Below are 18,076 nucleotides of genomic sequence, written 5' to 3'. Positions count from 1 at the left end.
ACCCTCTCCCTTCCTATTCTTCGATGCTTCGCTGAATGCGCAGCCATGTGATGCGCTGAATTTCGAGCAAAGCTTGCCTGCGCTCCTGCGCTTCAGTATGTTCGAGCCGAACAGCCATCGCCGCTTCGATTTCCGACTTATTCTTGCCGGAGACCGCGATTATGAAAGGGAACCCGAACTTCTGCAGGTAAGCGGCATTCTGTTCGGTAAACCTGCTGAACTCCTCTGGCGACAGCTCTTGCAGCCCAGCTCCAGCCTGCTCTTCCTCTGAGTACATTGTCATCTGAATACGGGCAGCGAGGTCAGGGTGCGAGCGAAGCAGCGCATGAATTTGCTCTTCAGGCGCTTCTTTCGCCACTTGCATCATCGCCTCATGCAGCTCCAATAACGAATGAAAGGGTCTCATGCCCCACGCCCTCTCCGCTACCCAAGGCGAATGTTCAAATATGCCGCCGAGCTGCTTCGTGAACAGCTCACGGCTCATCGTATTCAGCTGCCAGAGCTGCAGCCTGTCGTTCATGACGAATCCCTCCCTTGTTCGATTGCGTACTGCACCGCTCGCCGTATCCCTCCGTATCCGGTACACCGGCACAGGTTGCCGGACAACGCCTCCTCGACTTCAGCCGATGTCGGATTCGGATTCTCATTAAGCAGCGCAGTAACCGATACGATCATGCCCGGCGTGCAATAGCCGCATTGATAACCGCCTTCCAGGAGAAAAGCTTGCTGCACGGCATGCAGCTCCTCTCCCTCGCCTGCAAGACCTTCAATCGTGGTAATGAGCTTCCCCGCGCATTGATAAGCCATCGTCAAGCAAGCATTCACCGGCTTGCCGTCGATGAGAACCATGCAAGCTCCGCATCTGCCGATCTCGCATGCCACTTTCGTTCCAGTAAGCATTAAATCCTCACGGAGGATCGACAGCAATCTTCGGCTTGCGGGCACGTTCAACGCAACAGGTTCATCATTAACGATGCAGCTCAGTATGGGATGCGGAAAATGCTGCAGCTCCGATTGTTTCTTCATCTCGGGTACTCACCGCCCTTCTTACGTAAAGATAGTTCGTTCGATAAGCGTTTGCGGGTCAATCGGGAGTTGGTTCAGCCGCTTGCGGACCGCATCATAAACCGCCGACAGGATCGCTGGGGCTAAGCCGACGGAGCCGATTTCTCCAATGCCGCGCGGGCCATAATTGTCGCCCTCAGCCAATTGCTCAATCGGGTGTACGGCAATGCGTCCACTGGCGTCCTTCATGGTCGGAATTAGATACGTATCCAAGTTTCGGGTAACGTATTGCCCGCTATGCATGAGCGCTTCCTCGGTCAACGAATAACCGAGAGCCATAATGCTGCCGCCTTCGATCTGTCCAAGATAACCTTGCGGGTTCATAACCGGACCGGCAGCGATCGTATGGAACTGGTCTAGGACATGTACTCGTCCGGTCAACATATCCACTTCGACTTTCACGGCGACGGCGGCGAAGGTGTATAAGTAATGCGCGCCTGTACGATTGAATGATGTCGTCGGATAAGCAAATTTCGTTTCGGCGCAAATCGGATTGGGCTGTGTTGTCCTCGTACGGACAGCCAGCTGTTCATAGCTAATGACTAGCTCGCCTTCGCCGCCTGTCGCCCCCCTCACTTGTTGCTCAGGCTGCTTCAACTTCTGATTCTGCCACACCCCGCCGGCACCAAGCCGCAACTCTTCTGCAGGATAGCCGGTTGCAGCAGCTGCCCCTTCAAGCAATGACCGTTCAAAGGAAGGATGAAGCTGCTGGAGCGCTTGCCACATCATCGTCGTCGCCCTTGACGCTGTCGTTGACCCGCTGTCCGGCACTGCATCTGTATCGCCGATGACGAGCCTCAAGTCCTCGGCCGCGAAGTCAAATTGCTCCATCATCATCAGCTCAAGTGTCGCAAGCAGCCCCTGCCCGCATTCTTCGTAACCGAATTGCGCTTCAATCTTCCCGTCTTCGGCGAGCACGAGCCTGCCGCCAGCCGGATCAGGGATGCCTGCGCCGAGCCCGGCGCCGTGCATGATGAAGGCAGCGCCGATACCTGTGCGCAGCCACGTATCGCCTGCTTTCATCGACTCCGCTGCACCGCCACCGCTGCACTGCTGCTGCCGCAGCTTCTCGACCCAAAGCGGCGATGCCGCTAGCGCTTCCCATACGAGCTGCGCGCCATCCGAAGGCGCAATCGGCTGGCCGAACGGACCGGGATCGTCTTTCTTGCGCATATTGTGAAGCCGGAACGCCCAGGGATCCATACCGCTCAGCTCGGCAAGACGATCCATCTGCCCTTCTAGCGCAAGAATAGCCTGATTTCCGCCGAAGCCGCGAAACTCCCCGGACATCCCATTATTCGTATAGACCGATATGCTCCGTACATCGACATGTTCGTAGCGGTAAGGTCCCAGCACATGCTCGGTAGTGAAATTCAGCACCTCTGCGCCGAGCGTCGCATAAGCGCCCGTATCTGCGGTTATGGTCACTTGATGCGCCAGAATCGTGCCAGCTTCGTCGATTCCCGTACGCATCTTGATCGTCATTGGATGCCGCTTCAGACCGGTTCGAACCGACTCTTTGCGTGAATTGTGAATCTTCACCGGCCTCTGCGTGCGCAGTGCAAGAAGCGCGCCATACGGCTGCACGTTCAGCTCGTCTTTGCCGCCGAAGGAGCCGCCGATCGGGCTGGAAACGATCCGAATCGCCTTCTCGGGCAGCTTCAGAATTCGGGAGAGCTGCAGCCGATCCATGAACCCGTGCTGCGTCGGCGCATATACGGTCAATCGCCCTTCCTCTTCCGGGACGAATAAACCACCCTCGGTCTCCATATAGGTGTGCATTTGTCTCGGCGAACGATAGGACTCCTCTACGATGTGCTTGCAGCAAGCGAACCCTCGCTCCGTATCGCCGCGCTTGAATTCCGTACGGTGCAGCACATTCCCCTTTGCGTGCAGCTGCGGAGCGTTAGGCGCAAGCGCTGTCGATGGGGCATCCACAACTGGCAGCACCTCATACTCCACTTCAATGAGCGCGAGCGCTCGTTCTGCAAGAAGCGCAGTTTCAGCCGCCACTGCAGCAATGGCATCGCCGACATAACGCACTTTGTCGAAGCACAGCACAGGCTGATCCTGCACGGCGATGCCGAATCCGTTCAGACCTGGCACATCCTTGTAAGTCAGAACGGCGTGTACGCCCGGCAGCCGCGCCGCCTTCTCTGTATGGATCGCCAAAATGTTCGCATGAGGATGAGGACTGCGAAGGACTCGGCCAATGAGCATATGGGGCGCTATCCGGTCAGTCAGATAGGATAGCCGCCCCGTCACTTTCTCACGGCCATCCGGCCTTGTGCGCCAGCGTGTGCTGCTGGATTCCCGGTTTAAGAGCATGTTCATCCCTCCGAACGTTGCCACTTCTGCCATAGACCGGCGGCAATCAGATTAGCGGCCGTTTGTTTTCGATAGGCTGCATCTACGAATAGATCGCCGACTGGCTCAATCTCATCAAGCAGACTTTCATAGAGCTGTTCCATAAGCTGAGGCTGCAGGCTCTTCCTCGCAAGGAGCGCCTCCGACTTCGGAAGTCTCACCGCTCTCATAAGTCCGCCGCCTGCTGCGATCCGGATTCGGCTAACTTTTCGATACTCCCCTTCGCCTTCTAGATCCGCAACAAATCCGCAAGTGACGACGGATGGCGTGAACGCTTCTCTTCGTCCTACCTTCTCATAATAGTCAAGCAACCGACCTTCGCGAGGAGGCTGTTTCAGCTTGAGTTGGAGCAATATCCGCCCTTGCTGGAGAATCATATCCTTCGTCTGCGACAGCCATTCTGACACAGGCTCCCATGTCGTACTATGACCGTCATGCCAGAGCAGCTCGGCTTCATAGAGGAGAAGCGCAGGCAGCAAATCCCCCGTTCTGGAGCCAACATTGCCGCCTATCGTAGCTAAGTTACGGATTGATGGCGCAGCAATTGTTCGGACCGCCTCCGTAACAAGAGGAAAAGCATCTGCTAGAAGAGGATCACTGCGCAATATGTTTAACGGAGTTAATGAACCGATATACACCTTTTGTCCGCGCATTGAGATCCCTCTTACGCCAGGGATTGCCCCAAGATCAATTAGATGATGCGGCATTGGGAAAGTTTCATTCTCCCATTGAACCGATAGCCATGTCCCGCCTGCGATATATTCGCTATTTGAACCGTAGGCCTGCTTGATCCGCCATGCCTCTGACGCATCGTGGGGCTGCCAAACGATCGCGTATTCCCCGGCCATGCTGCTATGCGCCACCACAGGCGATCCCTCCCCCTTAGTTCGCGTTCATCTGCAATTGCGACCAGAGCTGGCGCGCCTCTTCAAGCTCCTCCTGCGTATCGATGTCCATGAATGTCCATTCCGCTGCATAACGAACAACCTTCCCGACATAATCCGGCGATTTCAAAATATGTCTAGCACCGCGATCTCCATCCAGCCCCAGCAGCTGCGGAAACAGCGACTTATTCATGATAAGCGGCGGTCCCACAGTCTCCCCGTAGCCGCTCGCAACATAATGGACTGAAGGGTCCTCGCGATAAACATACACAAGCCGTTTCAGCAGCGCCGCTGTAATAAAGGGCTGATCAGCAAGGGCAATAAGCACCGCGTCCAGCTTCTCCGGCATTAGTGCCGTAAGTCCGCTTCGGAGCGAGTAAGACATCCCGTTGCTCGCCTCTTTACATGGCGTTATGCGGAATTTCGGAAGTGCGGCAAACCGCTCCTTCCGATTGCGATCGCATAGCCAGAGCAGCGGATCCTCCGGTCTGACGACAACCGTTAGCGGATGAAAACCGCAATATCGCAGTTCATGCAAGCCTTGGCCTCCAACCGTGACGCCTGGCGCCAGCTCCTGCGGCAGCTTCGGCTCGCCCATCCTCCTGCTCGAGCCCGCCGCCAAATATACACACCCGATTCTCATCATTATCCTCCCTCTCCAATGCCGCACGAACGGATCGGGAATGAACGGCAATAAGTTCTGCGGCGATACTAATCGCGATTTGCTTCGGACCGTCAGCTCCAATCGGCAGCCCAACCGGGGCAAGCACATTGCTATCGCTAGTTATAGTCAAGCCATTGAGCAACTTGGCGATTCTCGCTCTAGAACCAAGAATGCCGATATAGTTCAATCCAAGCGGCAGCGCTTGTTCCAGCATTGCTCGATCCTTGACCTGATGATGGCTGCAAAGAATAAGGTAATCGCCTTGCCCCATTTTCAGCGTGTCTGCAATTTCAGAAGCCGAACCAATCACACTATGGCCAGATATCAATCGTTCCTCGCGCCAATCGGCGGTAATTGCCTGGAATCCCGCACTCTCTGCAAGTTCGGCTATCGCCTCGGCATCATGACCTGCACCGAACAGAATCAATCTCGGCCTTGGCAACCATACGGAATCAAGATCTTCTATCTCCGCTCTCTTGGCCGCCTTAAACCTAGCGACTTTCTCGATGGTTAGTCGGACGAGTGAATAGTCGATGTTCGAGTCGTGCCATTCCCTGCATAACTGAAGAGGCTCTCCGCCCTGCAGCAGCTGTGAAGCTGCTTGCAGCAAGCGAAGAAGCTCCCCTCTTACTGCTTCCAGCAGAACCGTGATTTTACCGCCGCAGCCAGTTGCTTCTCCCCAAATCGCATCCTCATGCGGGTTCATGTTATAAGTGACTAGCTCCGGCTGTCCTGACGAAGCAATCGAGTCTGCTCGCATCTGCAGGTCATCTTCCAAGCATCCGGGACTAATGCTTCCCGCCTTGGTTCCTTCGGGAAGGAACAGCATGGCAGCGCCTTTCTTGCGGTACGAATGTCCTGCAGTCCGGACAATTGTGGCGAGAACAGGAGACACTGTTCCTTCTTTCATGCCATCCAACACAACGAGCAGCGAAACCATATCCATGCTGGGCTCCCTCCCTGATTGATCCTGACATGTCCATCGCTTAGAGCAGCTCAGCTATAAATGTTATATTATATAACATAATAATTCCGATCGTTCTCGTTTTCAAGAGTTTTGTGTCAATTTAATTAACACACATATAACATTTATGATCAAAAATAAAAGCCCCTCTCGTCTAGATCCGAACGGGATCACGAGAAGGGCTATTTTCAGAACCAGACAATCGCTATTGCATGTAAGAATTCGAGCTTGCACTCGCGCCTTGGAATTGCGCCACAGCATGTTGGATTTTCTGCTGGATCTGCTTAATTTGGCGGCGCTGCGCATCCATTTGCATCTGAAGCTGATTCTCCGCTTGCTGCAGCTCCCGCTCAATGCCATGCAGCTGCTGAATCACCTGCTGCATCTGCTGAGACTTCGGGTCGAGCCCAGCTCGCTTCAGCGCTTGCTGAGCCTGCTCCTGCTCCTGCAGCTCGCGCTGCCTCACCTGAGCTTGAAACTGTTCATAGCTGAGCTGCTGGCTGTTCGCCGGCGGTTGATTTTGCATATTCATTCGCTTATCCTCCCTTGCGACACTATTCAAGTTGTCCGCAAGTAGGATGCCCCGGCTGCTGGATAAATATGTTTACTCAGGCTACCGTTTACTTTTTCCGTCCGTCTGCCCGCCCGTCCACTTGCCCCATCGAGTCGGCTAACCGACCAATCTGTTCATCCGATAATTGGCCGCTGCCATATCGCACTTGCTGATAGGCTTGTACAAGCTCTGACGAAGCTTGCGCACCTACATTCAGCAGCTTCTGGGACTGCAATTCAGCAGCGACCTCAAGTGGCGTTAGAGATGGGCTGAAAGCATAGCCTTTCTTCACGCTGCTGCCGATCCAGCGGCGATACAAGTAACGCACTCGCGCTTCATTGTCCACCAAGTCCTTCCAGCGGATACGAGGCTCCTTCGAACGCCCTCGCCATAGCTCGATCAGCTTGCGGGATTTTTGAATCCGCTCCACCTGATCGACGTACCCTTTGGACGACGCACCGCCTTTATCCCGGCTAAACAGATCTCTGAGCTTCATCTGAAGAGATCGGAACCACTGCGGCAGATGCTTCAGTTGACGCAGCAATAGGAAGAGGATGAAGCAAACCACGATTCCCACGAAGATGTATATCGCAATATCCACCCAATGCGGCATTTTTCTCGTAGGCTCGCCGAGCAGCTCAGTCGGGATGGGAGATGTATCTTGTCCACCTGACTGAAGTGGATTCTGACCGTTGTCTTTCGGCATTTGTCGGTACAATTCTCTAATATAGTCGCCAATTGCGCCAAAGATAGCTTGAAGCTGATACGATAACACAATTAACACAGAGATGGCAGCGATAATGCCCACGAAGATTCGATTATGTCTCCTCACCGTCGGCTCTACGAGCGGTTTAACAGCACCTGAGAGCGTCTCACGATTAACATTGCTTCTGTTCGTCTGGAACAAGGTTAATACGAGCGCGAACAGTCCGCAGACAAGCATCAGCGTGCGGTAATGATCAAACTCCGTCTTGAAGCTGAATACGATGGAGCAGATGAAATAATACATCAGACCGAGTACAAACTCCCGCGGCATTAACCGATTCAAAGCAGGAATAATGACATATCTTCCGCCTCGGTACGCAGCCGCAGCAAGCAGTAGCGCCGTGTAGATACCATCGAAATTCACGCCATAGAGCGCAATGCCGACGGCTCCGCCAATCACTGCTGCTAGGAGCACACGCGGGAATGCGCGAACGAACCTGACAAGCGAGTTCACGCCATAACCGATGATGTAGCCTACCAAGAGAAGCAGCAGCATTTCCGTAACCGATGGAGCAAAGCTTGGCCTATAGACATAAACAATCAGAACAAGCGGCAAATGCAAGACCAGTTCTATGAGCGCAGTCGGGAGGAGCATATTGGCGCCGGTAAGCTTGTTTCTCATCCTGCTGCCTCCTCTTGTTCCAGAACAGGCAGCCAATCGACCGAATGCCCATTATCACGCAGCTTGCGCATCGCGCGTTCAATCGGCTCACTCATGAATGCCGAGACCACGACGACATCGTAGCGTTCTTCCCACTGTTCAGCGAGATTATCAATCATCGCATCAAACGGCACTGTCCGTACGATAACGAGCTTTGCCAATTGGTTGTACAGATGCACCAGATGCTCTGCCCCACTTCCGCGTTCTACGGACATCGCTGTTCCAGGAGTATCAAGCTCATGCCCGTTACATGCAAAAGCCGTCTCCATCCCCTGCTCCGTCGCATATTGCAAAATCGCCGCCGCATACCGAATGCCTTCCTCTATGAGTGCCGTATTGTTCACGACCTCCCACATGCCTGCGTGATCCTCAACGTTCAGCAGCACGACGAGGCGGTAGTCCGCCGTGTAGTCGCGGCGGTGTACTTGCAGCGATCCTGCACGCGCAGTCGCACTCCAGTTAATCGACTTGAGCGAGTCGCCATTGCGATATTCCCTCACGCCGCTAATCGCGAATGGATCTTCGACGATCCATCGTTTCACCGTAATATCCCCCTGCCAGCTGCGCGACGGAAGCTGAATCAGAGAAGGATCGGCTGGCTGCGGATAGACGAGCAGCTCCACCTCAAGCGGCACAGACTTATAGGCACTGAACGCGCCAAACAAGTCCCCGAACGTAAGTGATGCGCTCGAGATTCGGTAGCAACCGCGTGTAACCGCTTGCACCGTATGCCGCCTTGTCAGCTGCTTATTGCCCATTAAGCTGAACAAGCTCCGGTGATTCTGATAGAACTGGCCTTTGCTCACATCGAAATTGGAATCGCTGTCAAATTTCAAGCCGGCATGCATTTGCGATTCGACGCGAAGCCATGGAACCGGGATGATTCGGCGGTTCGCAAGCCGCTCCACCATCTCGATGCGATCCCCTTCGAAGCAGGTCTCCACGCTGAAGGAACGCGTATAACTGACTCCTCGCATCCCACGATACTTGAAAATAAACCGCTGCACGATAATGACCAGCAACGCGCTTAATATATAATATTGAATTCCCATCGTTCGCTCTCCCTCCCGACTTCCGTTTACGAGCGGGAAACGAGCGGAGCGTCTGCCGGCACCGGTACCGCCGCCAGAATCGCATGAATGACATGCTCTGCCGCATTGGCGCGCATCCGCTGAACGCTACGCAGCGCAATACGGTGCGCAAGCACAGGAACCGCCATCGCTTTCACGTCATCAGGAAGCACGTATTGGCGTCCTGCTATTGCCGCTCTCGCTTGACATGCGCGCAGCAGCGCTTGCGAGCTTCGCGGACTCGCGCCTAGCGCCGCATCCGGATGAACGCGAGTCGCTTCCACGATCGCAAGCATATAACTGAGCAGCTCTTCGCTGACATCTACACTCGTATAGATCGCCTTCGCTTCTTCTAGCTCAGCGGTTCCAATGACAGGCTCCAGCTGCTCGAGCGGACTATTCGCCATGAAACGCTTCATGATGGCGATGCCTTCTTCATTCGTCGGATAGCCCATTTTTAATTTAAATAGAAAACGGTCAAGCTGCGCTTCCGGCAGCGGGAACGTTCCCTGCTGCTCAATCGGATTCTGCGTTGCAACGACAAGGAACGGCCTGCCGAGCTGGTGCGTCGTCCCGTCGATACTGACTTGACGCTCCTCCATGCTCTCCAGCAAGCTCGATTGGGTACGAGGCGTAGCACGGTTAATCTCGTCAGCCAGCACAATATTGGCGAAGAGCGGCCCAGGGCGGAATTCAAATTCCGACAGCTTCTGATTGTAGAAATGAATGCCCGTCAAGTCGGACGGGAGCAAATCCGGCGTAAACTGAATCCGCTTGAACTCGCCATCAATCGACTTCGCAAGCGCCTTCGCGAGCAAGGTCTTACCCGTGCCTGGCACATCCTCCAGAAGCACATGACCTGATGTGAGTATCGCAATAATGAGCTTATCTACGATATCTTCTTTACCGACAATGACTTTACTGACATTAGAACGAATACGATCTGCTGCTTGTGCGATTTTCCCCAAACTCATACAGGCTTTCCCCTCTCGTTTTCCATTCCGTGGAAGATTATCCATTCCAGTATACTCGCTATTAGGCAGGCAGGCTAGACCTAGACTTCCTGTCTTGTCGAAAGCTCTGCAAGCCCTCGCATGTAGGGACGAAGCGCGTGAGGAATGTAGATCGAGCCGTCTTCCCGCTGATGATTCTCAAGAAGCGGAATGAGTATGCGCGGCGAAGCGACCATAGTGTTGTTAAGCGTATACGCATATTGCAGCTTGCCGTCCTCGTCGCGGTACCTAATGTTCGAGCGTCTCGCCTGAAAATCAAGCAGAAGCGACGCCGAGTGCGTCTCCCCATAACTGCCGCGGCTCGGCATCCATGTCTCAATATCGTACTGTTTGTAGTTCTTCTGCGACATGTCGCCGCTGCATACCGCAACGACGCGGTATGGCAGCTCCAGAAGCTGCAACAACTCCTCGCTGTTCGCCGTCATCTTCTCCAGCCATGCGAGCGATTCTGCCAGGTCGGCGCGACACAGCACAACCTGCTCGACTTTCGCGAATTGATGCACCCGGTACAGCCCGTGCACATCACGTCCGCCCGAACCAACCTCGCTCCTATAGCATGGCGTGACCGCCGCAAGCCGCTTTGGCTCGGCCAGATCAATCACTTCATCGCTGAAGTAGGCGACCAGCGGCACTTCCGAGGTCCCTACTAGCCATTTGTCCTCACCGTTAATGGCGTAGGTCTGATCGCGATTCGCCGGAAAATATCCCGTTGCCACTAGCGTCTGTTCTTTCACGAGAACTGGGACGTCGAGCGTATCGAAGCCTTTATCTTGCAGCAGATCAAGTGCCAGCTGCTGTACGGCGCGATGGAGCTGGAGCCCGTAGTTGCGCAGCACGTACTGACGAGTACCGCCAATCTTCACGCCGCGAGCCAAATCAATCATTTCATGCTGCTGTCCCAGCTCGATATGGCTGCGTGGCGCGAAATCGAACTCCCTCACCTCGCCTACGCGCCTCACTTCCACATTGTCCTCATCGCTCTTGCCAATCGGCGTGTCTGGCGACATCAGGTTCGGCACAAGCAGCATCTGAGCTTCATACGAGGCTACGACCGCACGGAACTCCTCCTCTGCTTGCTTCAATTGCTCCTGCTGAGCAGTAGCTTCCTCCCGCTCCGCCTGTGCTTCCGCTTTGCGCCCTTCGCGCATCAAGCCTTCAATTGCCTTCGACCGGCGATTGCGCGCTGCGCGAAGCGATTCGGTTAGCTGCATCAGCTCCCGCCTGCGCTCATCCATGTCGAGCAGCTCCTGGATATTAATCGCAATCCGTTTCTGATCAGCTGCCTCTTGAAATTCATCTGCTTGCTGGCGGATAACATAAATGTCTAGCATGGTGAACACTCCTCGTTGTCATTTTTTGAATAAACGAAAAAACGCGCTCCTCCAGTCCCCTGACATGGGACGAAGAACGCGTTCGCGGTGCCACCCAAATTAGCTAACAGCATGTTAGCTCCCTTAAGCTCGCAGATAACGGTGCGAGAACCGGAATGCTTGGAGTGTTCAGCTATAACAACGACGAGTCGCTTAAGTAGCCAAACGCTGTACGCAACGCCTCCGAGTTGGATACTCTTCATCGGCCTGTGCCCTTATTTAGGATAAGTGTAACAAATAAGCTGCAGCTTATGCAAGCAGCTATTGCCCAATTGGGCAGCTTGTAGCATTAAAGAACGGATGAAATAAGCTCTTTATCAAGGACTTCGCGTTCAAACTCTTCTGTATACTTGGACATACAGTTGCAGTAATAATCTCTTCTGCAGATCGGGCAAGGCACTGTCAGAAGACGATTAACGCCAATCAGCTTCCAATCCGGATTCTTCGAGAAGATCAGTCGGATTTGTGTGTTGTCCGACATCGTAACGACAAAATGATATAATCCTGCTGCCACATTTGTATCTGCCGCTGCAAAATCTTTAATTTTCATGTTGAATTTCATATTCAATCTCCTGTTTTGTAGATTTGAAAATTCCTTGTAAGCTTATTAAATTTGCGCCTTAATGTCAATTCATTTATATAGTTTGCCCGTATAGGATGGAAACAAACTTACAGGAGATGAAAAGTTCACTGCGGCTGCGGCCGGCTCAACTCTATGAAATGATCATGGACGAACTACCATTTACGTAAAAAAGACCTCTTATTCCATATGAAACAGAATAAGAGGTCCAACTGCATCTTCTGTGATAATTACGCGCCAGTCTGCATCGCAAGCGATTGCTGCATCTCATATTGCGTCATATAGAGCTTATGATACAGACCAGTATTCTTCATCAGCTCATCATGCGAGCCATGCTCTGCGATCTGGCCATCCTTCACGACGAGGATGACGTCCGCATCCCGAATTGTTGACAGCCGGTGCGCGATAATGAACGCTGTCCGGCCTTCCAACATCGTCTGCAGCGCTGCTTGGATATGCTGCTCTGTTTCGGTATCAACGCTGGACGTTGCTTCATCCAGAATAAGAATCCGCGGATCAGACAGCAGCACACGTCCGAACGCGAGGAGCTGGCGCTGGCCGACAGATAACTTCGAGCCGCGCTCTTCCACTTGCGTCTGATAACCGTCAGCGAATTGGAACGCAAACTTGTCGACGCGGACGCTCTCCGCCGCGTGGCGCAGTGCTTCATCCGTCGCATCCTCGTTGCCGTAACGCAAATTCTCTTCTATTGTACCGGAGAAAATAAACGAGTCCTGCAGCACAATGCCCATCTGGCGCCTTAGCGACGCAAGCGTTACGTCCTTCACGTCTTGACCGTCGATCAGAATCCGCCCGCCCGTCGTATCGTAGAACCGCATGAGCAGGTTCACAACCGTGCTCTTGCCCGCTCCGGTCGGTCCTACCAGTGCCACCCGTTGACCTGGCTTAATTCGCAAATTTATGCCTTTCAGCACATCCGGCTTATCCTCTTCATAACGGAACGATACATTCTCGAATACGACTTCGCCGCGGATTTGCTTCATTGGCTTCGCATTCGGACGATCCTTGACTTCCGGCTCGGAATCCAGCACTTCGAAGATCCGCTCCGCCGAAGCCATGGCAGACAGCACTTGGCTGTACACTTTGGAGAGCGCGCTGAGCGGTCCCCAGAAACGCCATAGATAATTGATGAATGCCATAATGAAGCCGAGCGTTAGCTCCTTATCCATAACCTGCTTCGCGCCAAACCAGAGCACGACACAAGTGCCGATCATCCCGATCATCTCGACTGATGGCCAAACGAACGACTCCAGCTTCACTGCACGCATGAACGCGAATTTGTTGCGGGCATTCAGTTCCTCGAACCGGCGGTTGTTCTCCGACTGGCGCGAGAATGCCTGAATGACGCGAATACCTTGAATCGTCTCGTTCAAATTGCCGTTAATCGCGGACATCGTCTTGCGCGAGCGTGTCCAGGAGCCCTCAATCTTGGACTGCATCTGTCCAAAAATAAAGTAGAGCAGCGGCAGCGATATAAAGGAGAGCAATGCCAGTTGCCAGTCCATCCACAGCAGGATGATAATGATCCCGACAAGATGCGTGAACTCCATCACCATCGTTATGAGTCCGCCGTTGATCAGCTCTCCAATCGCATTCGTATCGTTCGTGATCCGGGACATAATCTTGCCCGCAGGCCGTCCGTCGAAGAAACGGAAAGATAAGGTTTGAAGATGATTAAATAATTGCTGTCTAAGATCAAACAAGATGCGCTGTCCGGTGAAATTAATCATTCTTGTGTGCAAGAAACCGAACAGCCATCCCACGGCTTTGAACGAAAGTAGCGCTAAACCGATCATGTTAATGACGAAGAAGTCTTTCTTTACGATGCCTTCGTCGATCATATATCTCAGCAGAAGCGGCTCGGCTAAGCTTAGGGCCATGTTTAATAGGACGATTACAAGAACGATGGACAATACTTTGCGATACGGCAGTACATAGCGGATTAGCCGCTTCATGTACGCCCTGTTAAACGGCTTCTCTTCTAAATCATCGTCTTGATCCCATTCGACTTGACTCATGCCGTTCCCCCTCCTTTACCCCATTAATTATTATTGGTTTATGTTATTAATTAGTTGTTCGGGCAGGCTGCTTGCCTATTATCTTGCCGAAGCAGCCTCTTGCTGCTTGAAGAGATTGCGGAAGAAGCCCTCTTCCTCGAACAGCTCGCGGTGCGTGCCTTGCTGCACGATCTTGCCGCCGTCAAGCACGATAATCCGGTCTGCACGTTTCACGGAAGACAACCGCTGCGCGATGATGAAAGTTGTGCGTCCTTTCATAACTTCCAGCAGCTCTTCGTGAATCGCCGACTCCGTTGCTGTATCCACACTTGCCGTCGCCTCGTCGAGGACGAGAATCGGCGGATCCATCAGAATCGCACGCGCAAGCGCAACACGCTGGCGCTGACCGCCGGAGAGCCCTACGCCGCGCTCGCCGATGATCGTGTCATAGCCATGCGGCATTGTGTCGATGAACGAGTGGATCTGGGCTTTGCGCGCCGCCCATTCGATCTGTTCCTGCGTCGCTTCCGGCACGCCGTATGCGATGTTCTCGCGGATGGTAGCCGAGAACAGGAACGTTTCCTGCGGCACGATGCCGATCTTGCGGCGAAGCCCCTCTAGCTCATAATCACGAACATCGATGCCGTCAATGAGCAATCTGCCTTTGCTGACATCGTAGAAGCGTGACAGCAGCGCGATCAGCGAGCTCTTGCCAGAGCCGGTAGAACCAAGCACCGCAACGACTTCGCCTTGCTTTACGCCGAGCGAAATCCCCTCCAGAATGGCCTGGTCCGACTCCGGATTCTGGTCCGCGAAGTGAAACGACACGCCGTCGAACGTAACATTGCCGCGGATCTTGTTCGAGTCATGGCTATCTCCGCGCTCCGAATTGATATCGACGGGCGTATCAAGCACTTCAAACACCCGCGGAGCTGCTTTGAGTGCTTGCTGCAAAATGTTGATTTGCCAGCCAAGCATGTTGAGCGGCCAAATAATGCCCCATGTATACCATTGGAATGCCATGAATGTACCTAGCGACATTTCGCCCTTCGCGACGAAGAAAGCGCTGAACCAAGCCATCGTGACGAATACAACACCGCCGTAAAAGTTCATGAGCGGGAATGCTTTCGCTTCCAGCTTGGCGCGCTCCATGTTCGTCTCAAAGTTCTGATCGTTGCGCGATTCGAACTTGTTCTGCTCGACATTCTCGCGTGCAAACGCCTTCACGACACGGATACCGGAAATGTTCTCCTGCAGCGTCGTAGTAAGCTTCCCCATTTGTTCCCGGATTTGGCCCCATGCCGGACCGACCTTCTTGTTGAATCGATACAGCGCGAAGAGAAGCAGAGGCACAGTTGCCATACAGAGCAAGGTTACTTTCCACTGGATGAACATCATGAACACAATCGTTCCGATAAACGTCGCAATGCCCATGAACATCGCCATCGCTCCGAAGCCGATGAAATTCTTCACCGATTCGATATCGCCCGTCATACGGGACATCAGCTGCCCGGTCTGAGCCTTGTCATAATAAGTAAACGATAGTCGCTGCAAATGATTATATAGCTGGCTCCGCAGCGCATAGACGACGTTCTGGCCTACGAGCTCTTGAGACCAGCCCTGCCAGAACATTCCAATGCTCTTGACAATTTGCAGCACGACGAGCCCCAAGGTGAACGCCAGCACCATCTTCATGTTGCTGTCTGCGATCCCTTTATCAAACACTTGTTTCAGCAGCCATGGCGCAACCAAATCAAGCACTGTGCCAAGCAGCATTAGCGCTGTCGATAAGACAACCCATCTGGTGCTGGGACGCATATATTTCATTAATCTAACTAGCACTTTCACAGTCTTTTTCCCCCTTTATACAGACATGCGTGAGGATCCAACGGAACATTCTTCGCCTATCGCGAGTAGGCGGATACGCATTCTGCGTAACAAAAAAGGAGACTCTGAGCCTCATGGCTCAAAGTCTCCTTACACACAGAATCGGTTGCAGCGCTAGTTACAGCTGCTGCACTCTGCGTAAGAAGTCGGGCCGATGGACCTGAACTTGCATGAAGTTGCGCACACCAAATTTCAAGTTAGTCATATCCATCGCCCTCCTTTCATTAGTTGGTTTTCCGATAATTGGAACATCCAAATCTTATCATCCCTTTGTTGCGATGCGCAAGAGGCTTTTTGCAAATTTATTTTTTCTCCACATGGGCATAGGTACACTCCAAGGCGAACAAGTCGTATCCATCAAAAAAGCAGCGACCATCGGCCACTGCTTCGTACGAGCATTGGAGCCAGCTGTGATCCGCAACTCCAAACATGCTAGATATCACTTCTCGTTTCGAAATCTGCGGCGGTAATCCCCTGCTCAACCGCGAATTCGTAATCCTCAATATCGTACACCTGCACCGGTACTTCCGCTTCGAGCAGCTTATCCTGGAACTCGAACTGGTCGGATAACAGCGGGATGCTCAGCTTCTGCGAGGTTAGCAGCAGCTCGGTTTCGATCGGGTCGAAATACTCCCCGTACTGCGCATTATCAACGGCATGTACAACCGTAAATTGGATGCGGTCATTAAGCAGCAGCGGCGAGCTCTGACGCCAAGGCATCTGCAGCGCGCGCTCGATCTTCTTCCTGTTGAACGGATCTTCGAAGAAGGCGATCAGCTCTTTAATCTTGCTTTTCACATGCGCATCTTCATCCGGATCATCCATGACCGGCTCTGCGCCGTCCTTCATGTCATAAAGTTCCATTATCGTCGAATATGGCAAGACAAAATCGACAGGCCGGCTTGGTACAAGCAATTGTCCATAGGTTGCTACCATTACGGCTTCAATCACGAATCGCCGTCGCATTCCATCTCCCCCTTCATACAAGCTTAGCTCATTATACAACATATCTACGCGCAGGACACAGAGTCAAATGCTTGTTTTATAGCAAGCCATTGCCTAGCCAGCTGTGATAAAATAGAGCTTGATTGTTCAAAATTTCTAGATTCCGTATTGGAGCTGATTTGTCTACTATGCAAGCTGAACAAGTTATCATCATCGGCGCCGGTCCGTGCGGTCTTGCAGCTGCTATCGAGCTGCAGGCGACCGGCGTATCGCCGCTCATTATTGAGAAACGCAACGTCGTCCATTCCATCTCCCAATATCCAACCTATATGCACTTCTTCAGCACGCCGGAGCTTCTCGAGATCGGCGGCATTCCATTCACAACTGCTAATGATAAGCCGTCTCGCGTTGAGGCACTGTCGTATTATCGTAACGTCGCGCTGAGGCATGGCGTTCGCATTAACGCCTATGAAACAGTGACCGCGATTCGTCCGCAGCAGGATGGCGGCTTCGAACTGGACAGCCATGACCGCTACGGCGGGCTTACTCAATATCGTGCTGCCGCGGTTATTGTCGCAACAGGTTATTTCGATCATCCGAATGAGCTAGGCATCCCTGGCGAGAAATCCGATAAAGTGACGCACTTCTTCCGCGAAGCGCATCCTTATACTGGGATGAAGGTGGCGATTATCGGCGGCAGCAACTCCGCAATTGACGCGGCGCTTGAACTGGAACGTGCTGGCGCTCATGTTACAGTCGTGTACCGTGGCGAGCAGTATTCATCCAGCATTAAGGCGTGGGTTCGTCCAATCTTCGAAAGCCTCGTGAATAAAGGCCGTATTCAGATGCGATTCTCTTCGCGAGTTGTCGAGATCCACCCACGCCATGTCGTAATCTCGAACAATGAAACAGGCGAGCGTGATGAGCTTCCGAATGACTTTGTCCTTGCGCTTACCGGCTTCCACCCCGACCGCGGCTTCCTCTCTTCCTTCGGCGTTACGATCGAGGAAGAAGGCTACCCGACGTTCAATGATGAGTCCATGGAGAGCAACGTGCCCGGCATCTACTTGGCTGGCGTCGTCGCATCAAGGCGCGAGGCGAACGAGATCTTCATCGAATCCGGCCGATTCCACGGACGGAAGATCGCAGCGCATCTACAGCAGAAGGGCAGAAGCAGCAGGACGCTGCAGCCCTAAACACCAAAAAAAGCTTTGATTCTCGCACCGCGTTCCTTAACTGGTTGCTGGAATCAAAGCTTTTTTTATACTGC

16 protein-coding genes are annotated in these 18,076 nt (G+C 53.2%); 1 reads left to right on the top strand and 15 read right to left on the bottom strand.

All coding sequences use genetic code 11. The annotated features are described in order from the left end of the window. Nucleotides 1–13: 13 nt before the first annotated feature. The 15 genes from uraD to AC0YNX_RS03510 form a co-directional block, all read right to left on the bottom strand. Complete coding sequence (uraD, locus tag AC0YNX_RS03580; RefSeq protein ID WP_475814260.1) at nucleotides 14–520, bottom strand: 2-oxo-4-hydroxy-4-carboxy-5-ureidoimidazoline decarboxylase; 507 nt, start codon at nucleotides 518–520, stop codon at nucleotides 14–16. Continuing rightward, nucleotides 517–1,026: a (2Fe-2S)-binding protein gene (locus AC0YNX_RS03575; protein ID WP_475814259.1), complete on the bottom strand. Its 510-nt coding sequence runs from the start codon at nucleotides 1,024–1,026 to the stop codon at nucleotides 517–519. Before AC0YNX_RS03575 ends, uraD begins: the two co-directional genes overlap by 4 nt. 21 nt (nucleotides 1,027–1,047) lie before the next feature. Next, nucleotides 1,048–3,393, bottom strand: coding sequence for a xanthine dehydrogenase subunit D (pucD, locus tag AC0YNX_RS03570; RefSeq protein ID WP_475814258.1), 2,346 nt, complete (start codon nucleotides 3,391–3,393; stop codon nucleotides 1,048–1,050). A 2-nt stretch (nucleotides 3,394–3,395) separates the two neighbouring features. Continuing rightward, entirely contained in the window at nucleotides 3,396–4,295 is a 900-nt protein-coding gene (locus AC0YNX_RS03565; RefSeq protein ID WP_475814257.1) for an FAD binding domain-containing protein, read from the bottom strand. Between the two features lie 19 nt (nucleotides 4,296–4,314). Beyond that, complete coding sequence (locus AC0YNX_RS03560; RefSeq protein WP_475814256.1) at nucleotides 4,315–4,914, bottom strand: nucleotidyltransferase family protein; 600 nt, start codon at nucleotides 4,912–4,914, stop codon at nucleotides 4,315–4,317. Beyond that, nucleotides 4,847–5,926, bottom strand: a complete 1,080-nt coding sequence (locus AC0YNX_RS03555; RefSeq protein WP_475814255.1) for an XdhC family protein — start codon at nucleotides 5,924–5,926, stop codon at nucleotides 4,847–4,849. Before AC0YNX_RS03555 ends, AC0YNX_RS03560 begins: the two co-directional genes overlap by 68 nt. A gap of 223 nt (nucleotides 5,927–6,149) precedes the next feature. Continuing rightward, nucleotides 6,150–6,476 (bottom strand): hypothetical protein, encoded by a 327-nt coding sequence (locus tag AC0YNX_RS03550; protein ID WP_475814254.1) that lies wholly within the window; start codon nucleotides 6,474–6,476, stop codon nucleotides 6,150–6,152. An 88-nt stretch (nucleotides 6,477–6,564) separates the two neighbouring features. Continuing rightward, a complete protein-coding gene (locus AC0YNX_RS03545; RefSeq protein WP_475814253.1) occupies nucleotides 6,565–7,884 on the bottom strand; it encodes a DUF4129 domain-containing protein in 1,320 nt (439 codons plus the stop codon). After that, entirely contained in the window at nucleotides 7,881–8,975 is a 1,095-nt protein-coding gene (locus AC0YNX_RS03540) for a DUF58 domain-containing protein (protein ID WP_475814252.1), read from the bottom strand. The genes AC0YNX_RS03545 and AC0YNX_RS03540 overlap by 4 nt, the downstream gene beginning before the upstream one ends. Nucleotides 8,976–9,001: 26 nt before the next feature. Continuing rightward, the gene (locus AC0YNX_RS03535) at nucleotides 9,002–9,967 is read right to left on the bottom strand and encodes an AAA family ATPase (RefSeq protein WP_475814251.1); all 966 of its coding nucleotides are present in this window, start codon (nucleotides 9,965–9,967) and stop codon (nucleotides 9,002–9,004) included. Between the two features lie 80 nt (nucleotides 9,968–10,047). Beyond that, complete coding sequence (gene serS, locus AC0YNX_RS03530) at nucleotides 10,048–11,337, bottom strand: serine--tRNA ligase (RefSeq protein ID WP_475814250.1); 1,290 nt, start codon at nucleotides 11,335–11,337, stop codon at nucleotides 10,048–10,050. Nucleotides 11,338–11,665: 328 nt separating this feature from the next. Further along, complete coding sequence (locus tag AC0YNX_RS03525; protein WP_475814249.1) at nucleotides 11,666–11,938, bottom strand: hypothetical protein; 273 nt, start codon at nucleotides 11,936–11,938, stop codon at nucleotides 11,666–11,668. 248 nt (nucleotides 11,939–12,186) lie between these two features. Next, entirely contained in the window at nucleotides 12,187–13,995 is a 1,809-nt protein-coding gene (locus AC0YNX_RS03520; protein WP_475814248.1) for an ABC transporter ATP-binding protein, read from the bottom strand. Nucleotides 13,996–14,073: 78 nt separating this feature from the next. Next, a complete protein-coding gene (locus AC0YNX_RS03515) occupies nucleotides 14,074–15,822 on the bottom strand; it encodes an ABC transporter ATP-binding protein (RefSeq protein ID WP_475814247.1) in 1,749 nt (582 codons plus the stop codon). A 471-nt stretch (nucleotides 15,823–16,293) separates the two neighbouring features. Beyond that, nucleotides 16,294–16,827 carry an ADP-heptose synthase gene (locus AC0YNX_RS03510; RefSeq protein WP_475814246.1) on the bottom strand — a complete coding sequence of 178 codons (534 nt, stop codon included), beginning with the start codon at nucleotides 16,825–16,827 and terminating at the stop codon, nucleotides 16,294–16,296. Between the two features lie 167 nt (nucleotides 16,828–16,994). Between AC0YNX_RS03510 and AC0YNX_RS03505 the strand changes: the two genes are divergently transcribed. Next, nucleotides 16,995–18,002, top strand: coding sequence for a YpdA family putative bacillithiol disulfide reductase (locus tag AC0YNX_RS03505; protein WP_475814245.1), 1,008 nt, complete (start codon nucleotides 16,995–16,997; stop codon nucleotides 18,000–18,002). The last annotated feature ends 74 nt before the right edge of the window (nucleotides 18,003–18,076 follow it).

Source organism: Paenibacillus sp. J31R98 (assembly GCF_056269245.1).
The sequence above is the reverse complement of the archived record's forward strand: the minus strand, read 5'-3'. Positions and strand labels throughout refer to the sequence as shown.

What these genes read in the sequence shown, in the direction of transcription:
- AC0YNX_RS03575 (WP_475814259.1), bottom strand. Translation starts at nt 1,026, where the DNA reads ATGAAGAAACAATCGGAGCTGCAGCATTTTCCGCATCCCATACTGAGC.
- uraD (WP_475814260.1), bottom strand. Translation starts at nt 520, where the DNA reads ATGAACGACAGGCTGCAGCTCTGGCAGCTGAATACGATGAGCCGTGAG.
- AC0YNX_RS03505 (WP_475814245.1), top strand. Translation starts at nt 16,995, where the DNA reads ATGCAAGCTGAACAAGTTATCATCATCGGCGCCGGTCCGTGCGGTCTT.
- serS (WP_475814250.1), bottom strand. Translation starts at nt 11,337, where the DNA reads ATGCTAGACATTTATGTTATCCGCCAGCAAGCAGATGAATTTCAAGAG.
- AC0YNX_RS03540 (WP_475814252.1), bottom strand. Translation starts at nt 8,975, where the DNA reads ATGGGAATTCAATATTATATATTAAGCGCGTTGCTGGTCATTATCGTG.
- AC0YNX_RS03520 (WP_475814248.1), bottom strand. Translation starts at nt 13,995, where the DNA reads ATGAGTCAAGTCGAATGGGATCAAGACGATGATTTAGAAGAGAAGCCG.
- AC0YNX_RS03535 (WP_475814251.1), bottom strand. Translation starts at nt 9,967, where the DNA reads ATGAGTTTGGGGAAAATCGCACAAGCAGCAGATCGTATTCGTTCTAAT.
- AC0YNX_RS03525 (WP_475814249.1), bottom strand. Translation starts at nt 11,938, where the DNA reads ATGAAATTCAACATGAAAATTAAAGATTTTGCAGCGGCAGATACAAAT.
- AC0YNX_RS03545 (WP_475814253.1), bottom strand. Translation starts at nt 7,884, where the DNA reads ATGAGAAACAAGCTTACCGGCGCCAATATGCTCCTCCCGACTGCGCTC.
- AC0YNX_RS03555 (WP_475814255.1), bottom strand. Translation starts at nt 5,926, where the DNA reads ATGGATATGGTTTCGCTGCTCGTTGTGTTGGATGGCATGAAAGAAGGA.
- AC0YNX_RS03560 (WP_475814256.1), bottom strand. Translation starts at nt 4,914, where the DNA reads ATGGGCGAGCCGAAGCTGCCGCAGGAGCTGGCGCCAGGCGTCACGGTT.
- AC0YNX_RS03550 (WP_475814254.1), bottom strand. Translation starts at nt 6,476, where the DNA reads ATGAATATGCAAAATCAACCGCCGGCGAACAGCCAGCAGCTCAGCTAT.
- AC0YNX_RS03510 (WP_475814246.1), bottom strand. Translation starts at nt 16,827, where the DNA reads ATGCGACGGCGATTCGTGATTGAAGCCGTAATGGTAGCAACCTATGGA.
- pucD (WP_475814258.1), bottom strand. Translation starts at nt 3,393, where the DNA reads ATGCTCTTAAACCGGGAATCCAGCAGCACACGCTGGCGCACAAGGCCG.